The organism is Streptomyces sp. NPDC001787 (assembly GCF_040297465.1).
Taxonomy (GTDB): domain Bacteria; phylum Actinomycetota; class Actinomycetes; order Streptomycetales; family Streptomycetaceae; genus Streptomyces.
In genome coordinates, this window is the sequence record NZ_JBEOZE010000031.1 from 74,764 (window position 1) to 92,716 (window position 17,953).

General features: G+C 71.8%; 11 protein-coding genes and 1 pseudogene. 7 read left to right on the top strand and 5 right to left on the bottom strand.

From position 1 onward, the window contains the following. Nucleotides 1-328 precede the first annotated feature (328 nt). Entirely contained in the window at nucleotides 329-1,342 is a 1,014-nt protein-coding gene (gene gmd / locus ABT170_RS32250) for a GDP-mannose 4,6-dehydratase (protein WP_329940836.1), read from the bottom strand. Nucleotides 1,343-1,454: 112 nt separating this feature from the next. Between gmd and ABT170_RS32255 the strand changes: the two genes are divergently transcribed. Next, nucleotides 1,455-2,438: a GDP-L-fucose synthase family protein gene (locus tag ABT170_RS32255; protein WP_351873316.1), complete on the top strand. Its 984-nt coding sequence runs from the start codon at nucleotides 1,455-1,457 to the stop codon at nucleotides 2,436-2,438. A 45-nt stretch (nucleotides 2,439-2,483) separates the two neighbouring features. Here the strand turns inward: ABT170_RS32255 and ABT170_RS32260 are convergent, their stop codons facing one another. Then, nucleotides 2,484-3,935, bottom strand: coding sequence for a sugar transferase (locus ABT170_RS32260; RefSeq protein WP_443034217.1), 1,452 nt, complete (start codon nucleotides 3,933-3,935; stop codon nucleotides 2,484-2,486). 660 nt (nucleotides 3,936-4,595) lie between these two features. On the opposite strand from ABT170_RS32260, the gene ABT170_RS32265 reads away from it, so the two are divergent. Continuing rightward, nucleotides 4,596-5,339: a DUF4232 domain-containing protein gene (locus tag ABT170_RS32265; protein ID WP_329940833.1), complete on the top strand. Its 744-nt coding sequence runs from the start codon at nucleotides 4,596-4,598 to the stop codon at nucleotides 5,337-5,339. A 422-nt stretch (nucleotides 5,340-5,761) separates the two neighbouring features. Here the strand turns inward: ABT170_RS32265 and ABT170_RS32270 are convergent, their stop codons facing one another. Continuing rightward, nucleotides 5,762-7,648, bottom strand: coding sequence for an acyl-CoA dehydrogenase family protein (locus ABT170_RS32270; protein WP_351873320.1), 1,887 nt, complete (start codon nucleotides 7,646-7,648; stop codon nucleotides 5,762-5,764). A 389-nt stretch (nucleotides 7,649-8,037) separates the two neighbouring features. Continuing rightward, complete coding sequence (locus ABT170_RS32275; RefSeq protein ID WP_351873323.1) at nucleotides 8,038-9,450, bottom strand: prenyltransferase/squalene oxidase repeat-containing protein; 1,413 nt, start codon at nucleotides 9,448-9,450, stop codon at nucleotides 8,038-8,040. A gap of 664 nt (nucleotides 9,451-10,114) precedes the next feature. On the opposite strand from ABT170_RS32275, the gene ABT170_RS32280 reads away from it, so the two are divergent. The 5 genes from ABT170_RS32280 to ABT170_RS32300 are packed head-to-tail and all read left to right on the top strand — an operon-like array spanning nucleotide 10,115 to nucleotide 17,685. Continuing rightward, a complete protein-coding gene (locus ABT170_RS32280) occupies nucleotides 10,115-12,919 on the top strand; it encodes a prenyltransferase/squalene oxidase repeat-containing protein (protein WP_502970596.1) in 2,805 nt (934 codons plus the stop codon). Continuing rightward, nucleotides 12,916-13,839, top strand: coding sequence for a hypothetical protein (locus ABT170_RS32285; RefSeq protein WP_351873326.1), 924 nt, complete (start codon nucleotides 12,916-12,918; stop codon nucleotides 13,837-13,839). The genes ABT170_RS32280 and ABT170_RS32285 overlap by 4 nt, the downstream gene beginning before the upstream one ends. A 14-nt stretch (nucleotides 13,840-13,853) precedes the next feature. Further along, nucleotides 13,854-15,050, top strand: a complete 1,197-nt coding sequence (locus ABT170_RS32290) for a CbiQ family ECF transporter T component (protein ID WP_502970597.1) — start codon at nucleotides 13,854-13,856, stop codon at nucleotides 15,048-15,050. Continuing rightward, nucleotides 15,047-16,861 carry an ABC transporter ATP-binding protein gene (locus ABT170_RS32295; RefSeq protein ID WP_351873329.1) on the top strand — a complete coding sequence of 605 codons (1,815 nt, stop codon included), beginning with the start codon at nucleotides 15,047-15,049 and terminating at the stop codon, nucleotides 16,859-16,861. Before ABT170_RS32290 ends, ABT170_RS32295 begins: the two co-directional genes overlap by 4 nt. Then, nucleotides 16,858-17,685, top strand: coding sequence for an ECF transporter S component family protein (locus ABT170_RS32300; protein WP_351873332.1), 828 nt, complete (start codon nucleotides 16,858-16,860; stop codon nucleotides 17,683-17,685). Before ABT170_RS32295 ends, ABT170_RS32300 begins: the two co-directional genes overlap by 4 nt. A 101-nt stretch (nucleotides 17,686-17,786) precedes the next feature. On the opposite strand, the pseudogene ABT170_RS32305 reads toward ABT170_RS32300, so the two are convergent. After that, nucleotides 17,787-17,953 (bottom strand): annotated as a pseudogene (locus ABT170_RS32305) (ABC transporter permease); the annotation flags it as partial.

Consider the following 17,953-nt stretch of genomic DNA (forward strand, 5'->3'; position numbering starts at 1 on the left):
GGCCGGTGGGCCGCGTTTGCTGTTCCGCCCCACCGGACGCGGGGACTGGCCGTCCCGCTGCCCGGTGAGGGCGGTCGAAGAGGCGGGGCCCAGGGCCCCGCCCGGTGCGGACACGCCCCGGTCCACCGAGGGACCGGTGGAAGGCGATGTCACGCCGTCGATGGTTCCCGGGACGGACGCGGGGAGCGCCGGGCCGGGTGCCGTGGGGGAGCACCGGCCGTGCCCGGGAGCCGCCGAACGGCACCGCGCGGGGGCCCTCGGCGGCGAACGCGGGAGTACGCCGGACGGGACGCGGAGGGCGGCACACGTCCACGGGGACCCGGGCCTCTCACCGGTCCACCCGTACGGCCGCTCCGGTGAGCTGGTCCGCCAGCAGGCGGATGTCCGCGTCCACCATGATCCGGGCCAGTTCCCGCGACCTGACGGCGGGCTTCCAGTCGAGCAGTTCGCGCGCCTTGGAGGCGTCGCCGATCAGCGCGTCGACCTCGCTGGGACGCTCGTACTTCGGGTCGTGGCGCACATGCTCCCGCCAGTCGAGCCCGGCGTGCTCGAAGGCGAACTCCAGGAACTGGCGGACGCTGACCCCCTCGCCGGTCGCGACCACGTAGTCGTCCGGCCGCTCGCACTGGAGCATCCGCCACATGGCGTCCACATACTCGGGGGCGTACCCCCAGTCCCGTACGGCATCGAGATTGCCCAGGTGCAGACGGTCCTGGAGCCCGGCCTTGATCCGTGCCACCCCCCGGGTGATCTTCCGGGTCACGAAGGTCTCGCCGCGGCGCGGTGACTCGTGGTTGAACAGAATGCCGTTGACCGCGAACATTCCATACGCCTCACGGTAGTTGACCGTCGCCCAGTACGCGTACACCTTCGCGACGCTGTAGGGGCTGCGCGGGTGGAACGGGGTGGCCTCGTTCTGCGGCGGCGGGCTGGCACCGAACATCTCGGAGGACGAGGCCTGGTAGACCCGGGTCTCGATCCCGCTGGCCCGGACCGCCTCCAGCAGCCTCATGGCGCCGAGCCCGGTGACATCACCGGTGTACAGCGGGGCGTCGAAGGAGACCCGGACATGTGACTGGGCACCCAGGTTGTAGACCTCCTCCGGCCGGATGTCGCGCAGCAGATTCACCAGCGCGACGCCGTCCGCCAGATCGGCGTGGTGCAGCACGAAGGAACGGTCCGCTTCCTCGGGACCCTGGTAGATGTGGTCTATCCGCTCGGTGTTGAAGCTCGACGAGCGGCGTATCAGCCCATGGACCGTGTACCCCTTGCCGAGCAGCAACTCGGCCAGATACGAACCGTCCTGGCCCGTGACGCCGGTGATGAGCGCGGTCTTCGCCACGAGTCCCCCTTCTGTGTTCGCCCGAGAGGCGAGTGGTCACCGATATTCCGGACTTCGATCGTTCTGCGGTAAAACGTCTCCGCGAGGTGTGTCTGCTGGCACAATCCGAGCCATGACGACTGATCTCCCAGGCCCTCCCCAGGAATCCGTCCGCCCCCTACTGCGTCCCGGCTCCCGTGTCTTCGTGGCGGGCCACCGGGGTCTCGTCGGCTCGGCGCTGGTGCGCCGCCTCACCGCCGAGGGCCATGAGGTGCTCACCCGGGGCCGTGAACTGCTCGATCTGCGCGAGGCCGCGCCGACCGGGGCATATCTGCGCGAGATACGGCCGGACGCCGTGGTGCTGGCCGCCGCCAAGGTGGGCGGGATCATGGCCAACAGCACCTGTCCGGTGCAGTTCCTGGAGGACAACCTGCGCATCCAGCTCAGCGTGATCGCCGGAGCGCACGCGGCGGGCACCGGGCGGCTGCTGTTCCTCGGCTCGTCCTGCATCTACCCCAAGCACGCCCCCCAGCCGATCCGCGAGGACGCCCTGCTCACCGGCCCGCTGGAGCCGACCAACGAGGCGTACGCCCTCGCCAAGATCGCCGGAATCGCCCAGACCCGGTCGTACCGCCGGCAGTACGGCGCCGCGTACATCAGCGCCATGCCCACCAACCTCTACGGCCCCGGCGACAACTTCGACCTGGAGACCTCGCACGTCCTGCCCGCGCTCATCCGCCGCTTCCACGAGGCGAAACGCGACGGGGCCCCCGAGGTCACGCTGTGGGGTTCGGGAAGCCCCCGCCGCGAATTCCTCCATGTCGACGACCTGGCCGCCGCCTGCGTACGGCTGCTGGAGGTCTACGACGGCGACGAACCCGTCAACATCGGCTGCGGAGAGGACCTGACGATCCAGAAACTGGCCGAAACCGTACGGGAGGTGACGGGCTATCAGGGCGCCATCACCTGGGACACCTCCAAGCCCGACGGAACCCCGCGCAAGCTCCTCGATGTGTCCCGACTCTCCTCGCTCGGTTTCGAGCCGAAGATCCCGTTGCGCGAGGGCATCGCCTCCACCTACGCCTGGTGGCTCGGCCAACACCGGCCGAACGCCTGACCGTTCACCGCACAGGGCTCCTCGCGTCCGCATGCCCCCGCCCCCTCAGTAGGCCCCGCGGCCGTCGGTGACGGCGCGCACCGTACGGGCGAGGAGCCCCATGTCCGTGGCCACCGACCAGTTGTCGACGTACCAGAGGTCGAGCGCGACGGTCTCCTGCCAGGACAGCTCCGACCGCCCGCTGACCTGCCACAGCCCCGTGAGCCCCGGCTTCACGGAGAGCCGCCGGTGCTCGCGCTCGTTGTAGCGGGACACCTCCTCCGGGAGCGGTGGACGCGGCCCCACCAGGGACATCTGACCCATCAGCACATTGACGAGCTGGGGCAGTTCATCGATCGACGTCCGCCGCAGCGCCCTGCCGATCGGTGTCACCCGCGGATCGCGGCGCATCTTGAACATCGGCCCGGCACCCTCGTCGGCCGCGAGGAGCTGCGCCTTGCGGCTCTCCGCGTCCGCCACCATCGTGCGGAACTTCCACATGGTGAACGGCTGGTTGTGCTGCCCGTGCCGGACCTGGCGGTGGAACACCGGACCGCGCGAGGACATCCGTACGCTCAGTGCCACCGTCAGCATCAGCGGAGCCAGCAGCAGCAGCCCGAGCAGGGCGCCGCACCGGTCCAGCGCGGTCTTCACCGCCGCCTGCGGGCCGTGGCGCAGCGGCGGCGAGACATGCAGCAGCGTCAGGCCGGCGACCGCACAGGGTCTGACCCTGGCCGCTGCGACGCCCGAGAGTTCCGAGAGCACGCAGAGGGAGATCCCCCCGTCGTGCAGTCCCCAGCCGAGCCGTCTCAGCCGTTCCCCGGTCAGCTGGGGGCCGGGGGCCACCAGCACCAGATCCGCCGCGTGCGCGAAGGCCCCGCCCAGCACCGTCGACACATCGTCGTCGGCGGGGCAGGAGGCAAGCCGGCCCGGGACCCGCACATCGTGCTCCAGGGCCACCGGTCCCACCGGTATCGCGGCCACCACGTCATAACCGTGTCCCGTACGGGAGTTGAGGAGGCGAACCGCCCGGTCGACCCCCGGCGCCTCGCCGACCAGCAGCACCCGCCGCCCCTGCCGCGCGGCCCGGGGCCAGCGCCGCAGCTGCGTCACGAGAGAGGCGGACACCAGGGCCGGCGCGAGCGCCACGATCTCCGTGGCCGGGTCCACGGAACCGCCGGTCACCGTACGCAGCACGGCGAGGGCCCCGATGAGCAGCAGCCAGTCCGCGGGCACGCCCCATGCCCCGGACGCGCCGGGCCCCCCGTGGCGCGGCGGTTCCGCGTACCGGCCGCGCGAGGCCCGCAGCCCGGCCCACACGAGAGAGGCGAGCACCGCGGTGGCCAGCGGATCCGACTGGTCACCTGCGCTCAGGACCGGCCAGGCCGGCAGCGCGAGCCCCAGAGCCTCGGTCAGGGCGAGCAGCGCCGGGTGCCGGCCCGGCCCTCTCCTCGCCCGGCCCGGACCGAGCCGGTCGCGCCGTAACTCCCGGACCCGCCCCGACTGCTCCGGGGCCATGGCGCGGTACCGGGACGCGGCGGTCCGGGGACGCGGTGCGCCCCGGAGCCCGACCGGCCCGGATGTATCGGTTTCAGGTGTTTCGACATGCCCCATGGACCCCCCAGTCACGGTTGCACCCCCACAAAACGGGACGCATCCGCCGATCCCATGGACTGACGGATGCGCCCTCGCTCGGTGCACGATATCCACACAGGTGCCATTTCGCTGGAGTTCTCGTGAAGTTCAGACACATCGGAGGCATGGCCGCCGGATCCCTTTCGGGGGTGATCTTGCCTTCTGTGTATGGGTGTTGGGATTTGAAGGATTTGAGCAAGCGCTTGCGGGCAGCCCGCTCCAACCCCGCTCGCGCTCTCAAGTACCCATGAAACCAGGATGTTTGTCTCGCGCAGGGAGGGTCCCGGATTCATGTCCACCGGATGTCGTGGACGTGGCGTCGGCTTTGCGGAGGGGCGGCGCATGGGGAGCTTCTGCCCTTCGAGGGGAGGGCCGCACCCTCCACCCCCGGGGGCGAGTGGGCTGATGGCCGGGATGTGTGCGTCAGCGGGACGTCAGTGGGACGTCAGCGGGACGGCAGGACGGGGCCGCAAGCTGTGGGCGGACCAGGTGCCCGTCGTGGGCACCGACCATCACTGGCCGTAACTTCCGGGGGAGCCCCACATGCGTACTTCCATCCGTCGTCCCGTTGTTCTCGCCGCGACCGCCGTGGCCGCGCTCAGCCTTTCGCTCACGGCCTGTGGCGGTGAGGACGGCGCGAAGAGCGACGGCGCCGCGAAGCAGGCTTCGGCGTCGAAGGCCGCCGACGGCGGTGCGGGTACCTCCGGCTCGGGTACGGGCGGTTCGGACACCGCCGGCTCGACCGGGGGCGGCACCGAGAAGGCCGGTTCGGGGACGGCCGGTTCCGGGGAGTCCGGCTCCGGGGGTGTGGCCGCGCAGGCGGGCTCGAAGGGGAAGCAGGGCGCCAAGAAGGCCCCGGCCTGCACCGCCGACGACGTGAACGTCTCCGCGGCGAAGCAGGAGGGCGTGCCCACCACGCACATCACGCTCACCGCGAAGAACGTCTCGGGCCGCGCCTGCACGCTGCTGAAGTACCCGCTGCTCGCGTTCGGCGACCTTCCCCAGACCTCGAAGGACGTTCCGCCGGTCGCCAAGAGCAACCCCGGCGTCCCGATCGTGCTGGAGGCCGGTGCCCCGGCCTACGCGGCCGTCCGCGTCAACAACGGCGGCGTCGACGACAAGAACCACGCCGTCACCTCGTTCTACGTGAACTTCTTCGCCACCGACGGCCCCGCCGAGGGCAGCAAGTCCGTCACCGCGCCCAAGGGCGGAATCGCCGTCGACGACGCCGCTGCCAAGACCGGCTACTGGACCCACGAGCTGCGCAACGGCGCCGACGAGTTCTAAGGGCTGTCCCGCAATTCCTGGCGGGCGCACGACGACAGCTACGGCACCTCGCCGCGTTGTCGAAACGCCCGAATACATCCAGTATGCGGGCGCCTCTCCGCCTTGCGATGCACCGCATCCGACGCCGCGCGCTGATCCACCAGGAACTGTGGGACAGCCCTTAGGGATGGCGAACGTCGCCGGCCGGTTCCTGAGGTTCTGAACGGCGCCGCCCGGCTCCGGAATCTCCGTACGGCACCGGCCCGTTCCCGGAGACTCCGTACGGCACCAGACCTCCGAGGCACCCCCGAGCCTTGGCGGAACCGCGTCCATCCGCTCACCGAGCGGGTGGACGCGTTCGTGTGCGGGGTCCCGCGGGCCGGCGGCCGGACGCACGCTCACCCGCTCACCCGGTCATGGCCCGGTGGCGGGGAGCGGCGGTCTCATCGGGTCAGAAGGTCTCCCGCGCGGTCCCGGACGCCGATGCCCTCGAAGCCGCCTACTCCGGCATGGCCCTCGTGGCTCTCGTGGTCGTCGCGGCCGTCGTGGCCCGCCTCCCCGTCGAAGCGGTCGAAGCCGTCGAAGCCGTCGGGCCGGCTGATGGGGTGATCCAGGAGGATCTCGTCCGCGACGGCGAATCCCTTCGTCAGGGTCAGGGCGTGCGGTGCGAGCTCCGCGACGGCATCCTCGGCCGCGTCGGGAAGCTGCCTCACCTGGGCGCTGGTGAGGTATCCGTCCGCGAGCAGGTCCCCACTGTGGGCCGCGATGCGGCGAAGTGCGAACAACCGCTGCAGCAGGCGCAGTTGGCGCTGCGCCTCCGGGTGCGTGGCCTCGTCGGCGGCGTCCAGCAGCGCCTGCGCGGCCTGGCGGTGGGCGTAGGCGTCGACCAGTTCCAGGGCCGGTGTGACGGCGGCGTTCCATCGGTTGAGCGGATTGCCCGCGGGTCCGCCGCGCAGGCGGGTCCGCGCACGCCCGTGCCAGACGCGCTCGATGTCCGACAGCAGGTCCTGGAGAAACTCGGGGTCGCCGAGGTCGCGGGCCTCCGGGGACGTCTCCCGGGACGCCTTCGGCGTGAAGTGTCCGAGAAGCATCTCACCGGCGGCCTTGACCCAGATGACGAGGTTGTCGCCCTCCGCGGTGATGGTTCCCTCGTTGGCCGCCAGCTGGCCGGCGATCCCGTTGGCCAGGAAGAGCCCCTGCGCACCGCAGCGTTCGCGGCACTCGGTCATGACGGCGCGGGCCCGCCAGGTGATCCAGCCCTTGGCGACGGCCGCGAACCGCTCACCGTTCTCCCGCTCCGACTCCGACTCCGAGGACATCGCCCATCGCCGTACCGCGGCGCGGTGCAGGAAGGTCGCGGCGTAGGTGGTGGCGATGGCGTCGAGGAGCGGAGTGTGATGGCTGCGGTGGGCGAACAGGGGGACGCTGCCGCCGGCGGACACCCCGGAGGTCCGCCGTGTGTGGGCGTGCCGCACGGCCACCGCCAGCGCGTGGCGCGTGACGCCCAGGCTGTAGGCGCTCATACAGAGCTTCCCGGCCGTGACCCGGCCTATGGAGTGCAGGAAGCGCTTGCGCGGGCTGCCGACCGAACTGGTGAAGACGCCCTCCGGCGTGAGCTGTCCGTGGGCGGACTGGAGAAGCGCCGTGTGCGGCAGCCGGACCCGGTCGAAGGAGGTCACACAGTGGTCGACGGAAGCGGTGGCCGTCTGCGGCAGCCTGCGTATCCCGACTCCCGGCACCGGGCGCCCGGACGCGTCGCTGAGCTCGGCGAGGAAGAGGAAGACCCCCCGGTCCTTGCCGTCGACGATCAGGCGTGCGGCGACGACGGTGCTCTTGGGGCCACCGGTGGGGCTGGTGTTCGGCATGAACTTGCGTGCGGCGGCACTGGGCGTGTGCAGCGTGAACGCGCGCGCGGCCGGGTCGTAGGTCGCCGTGGTCTCCAGCTGCGCGGCGCTGTTGCCGTGTCCGCTCTCCGTACACAGAAACGTTCCTGTGCGCCGCAGCTCGGTGAACTCCCGCAGATCGCGCTCCGGGCCCGCCGCGTGATCGACGAGGCTCCCCAGGAAGAGGTTGTAGTGGATGCTCGCCACGGTGCCCAGCCCCGCGTCCACCGGGCCGACCCATTCATGCAGCGCCGTGAGCCGCTCCACATCGGTCACGAAGTCCTCGGGACTGTCGAGCGCGTCGTTGATCAGACGTAAACGCTCGTAGGACAGCGCGGCGCGGCCGGAGGGCGACAGCCCTTCCCGGAAGCGGAACGGCTCGGTGCTGAACAGCTTTCGCCAGGGCTCGTGAACCTCCGGCCGGTCACCGAAGAGCGCACGCGTCAACGCCGCAACGGTCGAAACTGCCTGGTCGGAAGGGAGGGAGAAGTTGATCACGCCTCGGAACGCTAGCCCACACGCTGGGTTGCGACGGGGAGATGATCATCACGATTAGGAGCCGCCGGATGACGGTATGTGCTCCGTTCCGCGGCACGGGAAACCTTGATCGCGGAATGGGTGGAATGGGCGGGAAAGCCGGGTAGTGCGGATCCCGCGGTCGTACGAAAGCCCTCCCGCGCTCCTCGCCGTCCGAGGCGGTCACTTCGTCCGGGGCGGTCACCTCGGCCGCCTCGATCACTTCGGCCGCCTCGGTCACTTCGTCCGCCGCCCCGGGGCGGCCGGGCCTCCGCGCGGCTCCGGCCGCCCCGGGGGTGACCTCATGTCACCGGAGAGGGTCAGACGCCCCAGCGGAGAGCGACCGTGTCACCCACGTTGATCACGCTGCCGCGGGCGGCTCCGGTGAACGCGGCACCGTCGACACTGACCTTCCAGGTGCCCTGCCCGCTGTTGGCCATGCCGTTGAGGGCGGTGAGCGTGCCCGTGCCGGAGGAAGGGGTCACACCGCTCGCACAACCGGCGGGAGTGGCCCCGGCCACGGCGGAATCGAGTACCGAGCCGAGCGTGGCCGTGGTCCCCGTGGGGGTGAAGGCTACGGAGCACACCTTCGGACTCCCGCTCCCGTCGTCCACGGTCAGTGCCAGTTTCGTGGCGGTGCCGGTGGTGAAGGCGCTCTGCGCCACCCATCGGGGCGCACCACCGGTGGCGGGGACCGGGGGAGCGGCGGTGAAGCCGCCGCCCGCGACGGCGCGCAGTCCGTCGATGGACGCGTAGGCGGACGGCGTCGTGTCGCTGGGCAGGTACTTGAAGCCGCCGCCGGGGTTGAACTGCTGGGAGATGAGGAAGTCGACGGGGGTCTTGCCCGCGGAGGTGAGGAAGTCCCCGGTCTGCGGGTTGACGCCGCAGGCGTTCAGGCCGGACACGGCCCAGCCGTTGGAGTCGGTGTTGACGCCGAACATCGCGTTGAACGCGCCGCTGGTGGGCACCAGTTTGCTCTTGAGGAACGCCTTGGCCCGCGCGATGTCCGTGTCGGTGTTCGCGACACCGGAGACACAGAGGGCGGCCATCGCGGCACCGGTCATGTCGATGTCGCTCGCGGAGCCGAGTTGTCCCGGATCGCCCTCGGCCTTGCCGTAGTTCCAGCCGCCGTCGTTGTGCTGGTTGGCGCGGATACGGGTGACCAGGGCGTCGCGCAGCGACTGGGGTATGCGCTGCGCCCCCGTCTGCGTCCTGGCGCCACCCAGGGCGAGTGCGGCGAAGACGGTGCCGTTGAAGTTCGCCGAAGGGCCGAAGTATCCCGGCTCGGCGGTCTGCCAGTAGCTGTAGATTTCGCCGATCAGATTGCGGGAGGCGGAGACCCGGGCCGGATCGATGCCGGCCGCGTAGGCGTTGAGGGCGGCACGTTCGAAGTCGGTGACCACCGGGGTCGCGGACGGCCAGGCCGCTGTGGCGAGGAGCGAACGATAGACGGATCTCGCGTTCTTCGTGGTGTCGCCGCCGGGTGCGACATCGACGGCCGCCGTGCCGGCGGAGGCCAGCGCGCTGAACGCCCACTCGTTGGAGAGCCCCGGCCCGGCGTACGAACCGTCCGCCGCCTGGAGGGACTTGAGGTAGGCGACGCCGTTCGTTCTCGACGTGGCGATCTGGGCCGGCGTGGCGGTCGCCGCGGCCGGCAGGACGCTCAGACAGAGCGCCCCCACGGAGACGGCTGCCGTGAACGCGAGACGGGGTGAGATCGAAGTACGGGGCATGGCCTGCTCCTGGGATGAGGGGCGCGCCGACCGGGCCCGACGCCCCGTCTCAAGAAGGGCGGCAACGGGCTGGGCCGCCGTGCCCGAACGCGTGGACCGGCTTCCTGTGATGCACCGCCGCCATGGGCATTCGGGCTCGGAACGGCCCCCGGCCGTCCCACACCGCTGCGCGTCAGCCCCGGCCTCTCACCGGGTTCCCCCACGTGGCAGCCCAGGACGCTACCCCAGTCGGTCCGGTCCTGCCAGCGGTCCCGTGAACCGCAACGCGCGCCGCACGGCGGTGCCTTGACGCCTTGCGGACCGGCGTGCTGCAATCCGCCTGAAAAGCACTGAGTTCCAGGGGAAGCCGGTCGAAATCCGGCGCTGACCCGCAACCGTGGACCCGGCATCGCCGGGTGAGCCGGATTACCTGGGGCCTGATCTGCAGCGATAAGCGCCGTCGTGGACTACGGCGTGGTCGACCGGCTCCGCCCATGACGAATCCTGGGGTGAGGGCTCCTCTGCCACGTTCGTGTCCCCGCGGAGACAGGACGAGGGGGCCGCGGTGGGGACCGCACAGCGCAGGAACCGCCTGGTGAGGACCGTGCGGCGCGGAGACCGCCGGGCGGGGACGGTACGGCGCGCGAACCGCCGGGCGGGGACGGTACGGCCCAGGAACCGCCTGGTGGGGACCGTGCGGCGCGGAGACCAGCAGGTGAGGACCGGATCGCTCCCGCCCCTGACGACGGTGATGCTCCTGCTGCTCGCCATGTGCGTGACACTCGTCACCGTTCCCCCGGCCGCCGCCGACCCCGTCGGGGAGTGCACGGCGGACCGGGGCGCGGTCGTCGCGGTCGACTTCGGCCCCTTCGCGGGCAAGGTCGAGCGGGGCTGCGACACGACCCCGACCACCGGATACGAACTCCTCCGCGAGGCGGGTTTCACCACCGAGGGCACGCAGCACGACGGCCCGGCCTTCATCTGCCGCATCGGCCACGGCTCCGGTACGCGGTACCCGACCGAGACCCAGGAGTCCTGCGTACTCACCCCGCCGGCCACCGCCTACTGGTCGTACTGGATCGCCTCGCCGGGGCAGAACACATGGTCCTACAGCCAGTACGGAGCCATGGACCGCAAGCCGAAGGACGGTGACGTCGATGCCTGGGTGTTCGGCGGTACCGACGCCGGAGGATCCACCGGCAAGCCGGACTTCACCCCGGACGAGGTACGCGCCGGGGGCGGCACCGGAACCCCCGGCCCCGGGGGACCGCCCACGGTCCCGGCGGGGGAGATCGACACCGAGGCCGCCGCGGCCTGGGCGGGCAGCGCCCTCAAGGACGGCGAACGCGTCGTCGACGACGGGGCCACCGACTACCCGCTGACCACCGAGGCGGCCTACGCTCTCGCCGCCGACGGCGCGGGCAGGGCACTCGACAAGGTCACCGCGTATCTCGCCGCGCACACCGACGCGTACGCCTACCCCTCCGGCGGGGACCAGGCCCCCGACGCGCCGGCGGCGGCCCGGCTGGCTCTCCTCGCCGAGGTGACGGACGCCGATCCGCGTGACTTCGGCGGCCATGATCTGATCGCCGCTCTCCTGTACAACGTCTGTGCCGCAGGCCCCGAATCGGGCGGTGCCACCCCCGGTTGCACCGCCAAGGGCGACTTCCGCAACGCCGCCTACGGCGACGGCCAGGCGCTCGCCGTGCTCGCCCTGCTCCGCGCCGGTGCCGTACCCCCGGCAGCGGCGGTCGCGAGGCTGAGCCAACTGCAGTGCGACGACGGCGGGTTCACCAGCATCCTGATCCGCCCCGGGGAGAACTGCGACGGAGACCTCGCCACCACCGGACTCGCGACCCTGGCCCTGCGGAAGACGGGGAGCCAGGACGCCGCCGTGGCCAGGGCCCGGACGTACCTGAGGAAGGCACAGGCCAAGAACGGTTCCTTCCCCGGTTACACCGGCGCCACCACCGGCAGCGTCCACGCCACCGCGTACGCCGCGCAGGCCTTGCGCGCCCTCGGCGACACCGCGTACGCCGACGCCGCCGTGTCCTGGCTGTCCCGTGAGCAACTGGCCGGCGGCGGCTTCGGTTTCGAGGAAGGGGCCACCGATCCGGCCCTCTACGCGACGGCGCCGGCCGTCCTCGCCGGCGCCGGTACCGACCTCGCCCGCCTGACGGCGAAGGAACCGGGGCCGACCGGCCCGCCGGCCACCGCGCCCCCCACCACCGCCCCGCCGTACCCGCCGGGCGAAGGCCCGGACCTGAAGAAGGGCGTCGCCTACCTGACCAGCGCGACCAGCCTCCGGCAGGGGCAGTACTACACCGCGGGCACCGGCTCCTCCCGCGCGGACTTCGGGCTCACGATCGACGGCGCCTACGCGCTCACGGCCACGGGTCTGAACAACGGCAAGCTGCGCGGCATCGTCGACTTCCTCGACAAGGGCGGCAAGGACGGCGAGGGCAGGACCCTGCGGGACTGGACCGGGGCAGGTACGAAGTACGCGCTCGGCGGCTCCCTGGGCAAGGCGGCCCTGCTGGCCCGCGCCGTGGGCCGCGACCCCCGCTCCTTCGGCGGCGACGACCTCGTCGCCGCACTGGACAAGGCCGTGTGCGCCGGGCCGAGCGAGGCCCCGGACCGCAGCTGCGCGGCCAGGGGCGCCTACACCTACGCCCCTTCCGTCTTCGCCCAGTCCCTGGCGGTCATGGCCCAGTTGAGGGCCGACGAGAAGGCGGCGGCCCGGGAGCCGATCGCGTACCTGGAGAGTCTCCAGCACAGCAGCGGGGCATGGCCCAGCCTGATCCCCGCCACGGGCGACTCCGATGTCGACTCCACCGCCATCGCCGCCATGGCGCTGGACCTGGCCGGCGGAGAGAAGGCCGACAAGGCCGTCGACAAGGCGCTGACCTGGATCGCGGGCAAACAGCTGGCAGACGGCGGCTTCCCGGGAGCCGCGGGCGATTCCGTCAACTCCGCCGCACTCGCCGTCCAGGGGCTCTCACTGGACGCGAAGCGGTACGCCTCCGAGATAGCCGGGGCCCGGAAGTTCCTCGCCGGTCAGCAGAACAGCGACGGGGGATTCAACGTGGACAGGGAGGGACAGCGCGGATCCGACCTGCGCGCCTCCACCCAGGCGGTCAGCGGCGCGACCGGCATCTCCTTCGGCACGCTGGAGCGCGACCTGACCGGCACCGCGCCGCAGCCCGCGCCCAGCGCCTCCACCCCACTGATCGTCACCCCCGAAGAGTCGACGGGCGCCATTTCCGCCACCGGCACGGGCGGCTTTGGCGGGGGAGCGCTGGCCTCGACCGGCGTACAGCTCGGCGCGCTCATCGGCTGCGCGGCGCTGCTCGTCGGTGCCGGGTGGCGCGTGGTCGTCACGACCCGCCGTCGGGCCCCCGCAGGGGGACGGAGCGGCGGAGCCACGGGAGGACCGGCCCGGGGAGCCGCGGGAGGACGGAGCCGGGGAGCCACGGGGGGACGGATATGAGCAACCTTCTGTGGCGCAGGGCCGTACGGGCTGCCGCCGCCCTGGGGATGTCGACCGCCGCGATGACGGCGAACGCGCCGTCGGCGGCGGCCGATCCGCAGCCCATGGGCCGGTGCACCACCACGTCCGGAACCGTGCTCGCCGTCGACTTCAGCCACTGGGGCGGCCCGGTCCACCGCTCCTGCGGCACGACCCCCACGACCGGATACGAACTCCTCAACCAGGGCGGCTGGCGGACCACCGGCACCGGGCACGACGGTCCGGCCTTCATCTGCCGGATCGGCTACAGCGGACACCAGGGCGGCAAGCAGTACCCGACGCCCCAGCAGGACGACTGCGTGCTGACGCCGCCCGCCTCCGCGTACTGGTCCTACTGGCACGCCGATCCGGGCGCGAACTCCTGGGAGTACAGCCGGCTCGGCGCCATGCTGTACCGACCGAAACCCGGCAGCGTCGACCTGTGGATCTTCGGCGGTACCGACATCGGCGGTACCGAGGGCCGGCCCCAGCTCACCCCGGACCAACTGCGCGCCCACAACTCCGAGGCGAAGGGCGACGCGGGCAGGCCCACGTCGACCGACCGGGCTCCCGAGCTCCCACCGGGCACCGACACGGGCCCGAAGGCACCCGGGCGGAAGGAGCCGTCGCCGACGAGGAGCGCCTCCGCGTCGGCGAAGCCATCGCAGAGCCCGTCTCCCAGCACATCGCCGTCCGGGCCGCCCGGCCCCTCCCCGAGCGTCCCGCCCGGCTCCTCGGAGGGCGCTCCCGGGACCGGAACCAGGGTCGTCGACGCGGCCCCGGCCGCCGACGCGAAGGCCGACGCGGGGTCCGTCCTCCCGGTGGTGGCGGGCGGCTCCCTGATCGTGCTCGTCTGCGGGGCGGCCGTGTACGCGGCCGGACGCCGACGCCGCACGGAGTGAGCGGGGTGAACGGGGTGCCGAACACCGACCACTCAGCGACGGTGCCGGTACCGGTGCCGGTGCCCGCCCAGGCACCGGACACCGGTGGACGCCGGCTGCCCAGGACGCTCCATCCGGTCGCCTGGTGGATCTGGGCGCTCGCCCTGGCCACAGCCGTCAGCCGGACCAACAACCCGCTGCTGCTCCTTCTCGTGCTCGCGGTCCTCGGATACGTCGTCACCGCGCGCCGCACCGAAGCGCCCTGGGCGCGGGGCTTCAAGTACTACCTCTGCCTCGCCCTCACCGTCGTGGCGATCCGCGTCCTGTTCCGGGCCGTTTTCGCCACCGGTATCACCCCGCACGACCACTTCCTGTTCTCGCTTCCGCACATTCCCACCCCCGACTGGTATGCGGGCATCCAGCTCGGCGGGCCCGTGTCGCTGGAGGCCCTGCTCTCGGCCGCCACCGACGGGCTGCGGCTCGCCTGCATGCTGTGCTGCATCGGGGCCGCCAACACGCTCGCCAACCCCAAACGGGCCCTGCGGGTTCTGCCGGGAGCCCTCCACGAACTGGGCGTCGCCGTCACCGTCGCCATCAGCGTCGCTCCCCAACTCGTGCAGAGCGTGCAGCGCGTCGCCCGCGCCCGCAGACTCCGGGCCGGACGCAACAAGGGGCTCAAGGCCCTGCGCGGCATCGTCGTCCCCGTCCTGGAGGACGCTCTCGAACGCTCCCTGCGCCTCGCCGCCGGAATGGACTCCCGGGGGTACGGGCGTGCCGGCACCGCCTCCCGCCGCTCCCGCCGCGCCACCGGCGCACTCATGCTGCTCGGAATGTGCGGCCTGTGCGCCGGGGCGTACGGGCTCCTCGACGCGACCACGCCCACGTTCCTCGGGTTCCCGGCGATGGCGGTGGGAGCCGTGCTGTGCGTGGCGGGTCTGCGTCTGGGCGGACGCAGGGTCTCGCGCACCACCTACCGGCCCGACCCCTGGCGACTGCCCGAGTGGGCCGTCGCCGGAGCCGGGGTGCTCTCCGCCGTCCTGCTCTTCAGCAACACGGGCTACGACGCGGCCGAGCTGAACCCCTCCATCTACCCGCTCAGCTGGCCCTCGCTGCCGCTGGTACCGACCCTCGCGATCCTGCTCGCCGGGACCGCCGGGTTCCTCGCACCACCGCCGACCCCGCTCCGCCCGGTCGTTCCCCGACAGCGCACCGAGAAAGCCGAAACCACGTGATCACCTTCGATCAGGTCACCGTCCAGTACGACGACGCGGACGAACCCGCCCTGCGCGACGTCGACCTCACCATCGAGGAGGGCGAACTCTGTCTCGTCGTCGGTCATACCGGTGTCGGCAAATCCACTCTCCTGGGCGCCGTCAACGGGCTCGTACCCCACTTCACCGGCGGCACCCTCTTCGGCCGCGTCACCGTCGACGGACGGGACACCGCCCACCATCCGCCCCGGGAACTCGCCGACGTGGTCGGCGTGGTCGGACAGGACCCGCTCGACGGATTCGTCACCGACACCGTCGAGGAGGAACTCGCGTACACCATGGAGCAGTTGGCGATCCCGCCCGCGGTGATGCGCAAGCGGGTGGAGGAGACCCTGGACCTGCTGGGTCTGGCCGACCTCCGCCACCGGGCGCTGCACGAACTGTCCGGAGGCCAGCAGCAGCGCGTGGCGATCGGCTCGGTCCTCACCGCCCACCCCCGTGTCCTCGTCCTCGACGAACCCACCTCCGCACTGGATCCGACCGCGGCGGACGAGGTCCTCGCCGCCGTCACCCGCCTCGTCCACGACCTCGGGGTCACCGTGCTCATGGCCGAGCACCGCCTCGAACGAGTCGTCCAGTACGCCGACCGCGTGGTCCATCTTCCCGGCAACGGGCGCGTCGTGCACGGGCCCCCCACCGAGATCCTCATGACCTCCTCCATCGCCCCGCCGATCGTGGAACTGGCACGCGCGGCGGACTGGCGCCCGCTGCCGCTCTCCATCCGCGACGCCCGCCGCGCCGCGGCCCCGCTCCGCACCACGCTGACCGGCACGACGCCCGCCCCGGTACGCCCCGCCCCGGCGGCCCGCCGCGCCGCACTGCTGACCGCCCGCGGCGTCACCGTCAGCTATCACGGAGTCCCCGCGGTCCGCGAGGTCGGCCTCGACCTGCGCAGCGGTGAGATCACGGCACTGATGGGCCGCAACGGCTCCGGGAAGTCCTCCCTGCTGTGGGCGCTCCAGGGGTCCGGCCCGCGCGCAGCCGGAAGTGTGCGTGTCACGGACCCCGGGACGGGGGGAGCGAGCGATCCGCGCACCCTGTCCGCGGCGGAGGCGCGCAGGCTCGTCGGGCTCGTCCCGCAGACCCCCGCCGACCTCCTCTACCTCGAAAGCGTCAAGCAGGAACTCGGTCAGGCAGACAGCGAGTCGGCCGTCGCAGGCAAGACCTCCAGCGGCACCGCATTCGGTGGCGACACCTCCAGTGGCAGGACCGCCGGGAGCGATGCCCCCGGGAGCCATACCCCCGGGGCGCGGGAGATCCTCGACCGCCTGGCCCCGGGCATCGCCGACGCGACCCATCCCCGTGACCTGTCCGAGGGCCAGAAACTGGTCCTGGTCCTGGCGATCCAACTCACCGCCGCCCCCCGGGTCGTACTGCTCGACGAACCGACCCGCGGACTCGACTACCGGGCCAAGGCGGAGCTGACACGGGTCGTCGCCGCGCTCGCGGGGGAAGGCCGTTCGGTCGTCATCTCCACGCACGACGTCGAGTTCGCCGCGCGGACCGCCGACCGGGTGGTGGTCATGGCCGAGGGCGACATCGTCGCGGACGGTCCCACCCCCGAAGTCATCGTCGCGTCACCGGTGTTCGCGCCGCAGACCGCCAAGATCCTGGCACCCCTGCCTTTCCTCGCCGTCGACCAGGTGACGTCGGCACTCGAAACGGCCGCTGCGGCATCGGCTGCCGCCATATCCGAATCGGGATCCGCATCCGATGCCGATACCCGTACCCATATCCATGCCGATTCCGCTGAGGGCGAGGACCGGACATGAGTGCCGGCGCCGCGACGGCCATCCGGCTCACCCCACGGGTCTCGCTGGTCATCGCCCTGGCCGCCTTCGTCGGAGTGGTGGCGTTCTTCTGGCCCTTCGTCGTCGCTCCCGGAAAGTTCGGCTCGAACTACGCCCCGCCCCTCATCTTCGGCGTCCTGCTCGTTCTCGTACTCTGCGTGGTGCTGTCCGAGATGGCCGAGGGCGGCATCAACTCCAAGGCCCTGGCCATGCTCGGTGTGCTCTCCGCCGTCAACGCGGCGCTGCGTCCCCTGGGCGCCGGCACGGCAGGCGTCGAAACGGTCTTCTTCGTCCTGGTCCTGGCCGGCCGTGTCTACGGGCCCGGCTTCGGCTTCACCCTCGGCTGCACGTCGCTCTTCACCTCGGCGCTCATCACGGGCGGGGTCGGGCCCTGGATGCCGTACCAGATGTTCGGCTGCGCCTTCGTGGGCATGCTCGCAGGGTTCCTGCCCCGCGCCACCGGCCGCCGCGAGGTTCTGATGCTCGCGGCGTACGGATCGGTCTCCGGCTACCTCTTCGGCTTCCTGCTGAACCTCTCCTTCTGGCCGTTCTCCCTCGACCCGAACAGCTCCATCGCCTACCTTCCGGGTCTGCCGTTCACGGAACAGTGGCACCGCTACCTCGCCTTCGACCTCGCCACCTCCCTCGGCTGGGACACCGGGCGGGCCGTCACCAACTTCGTCTGCGTCGTGCTGGCCGGCCCGGCCGTGCTCACCGCCTTCCGCCGTGCGGCCCGCCGCGCCCGCTTCCACGCCCCGGTCCGCTTCACCCCCTCCGGACCGGCGGGCCCGGGGGACAGGAGCTGAGGAACGCCTGCGGGGCGGGGTCGTACGCCGACGTGGTGCCGGCGTACGACCCGCCCCGGGCGGGTCGGGCTGTGAGGATTGGTCCGAAGCCGCTGCGCGGGTTACTTCGGGTCGTGGTGGAACGTGGAGGTGGACCAGAGGTAGCCGAGGATGGTGAGGCCGAGGGACCAGGCGAGGGTGAGCCAGCCGTTGTGGCCGATCTCGGTGCCGAGGAGGAGGCCGCGGAAGGTTTCGATGGCGGGGGTGAAGGGCTGGTACTCGGCGATCG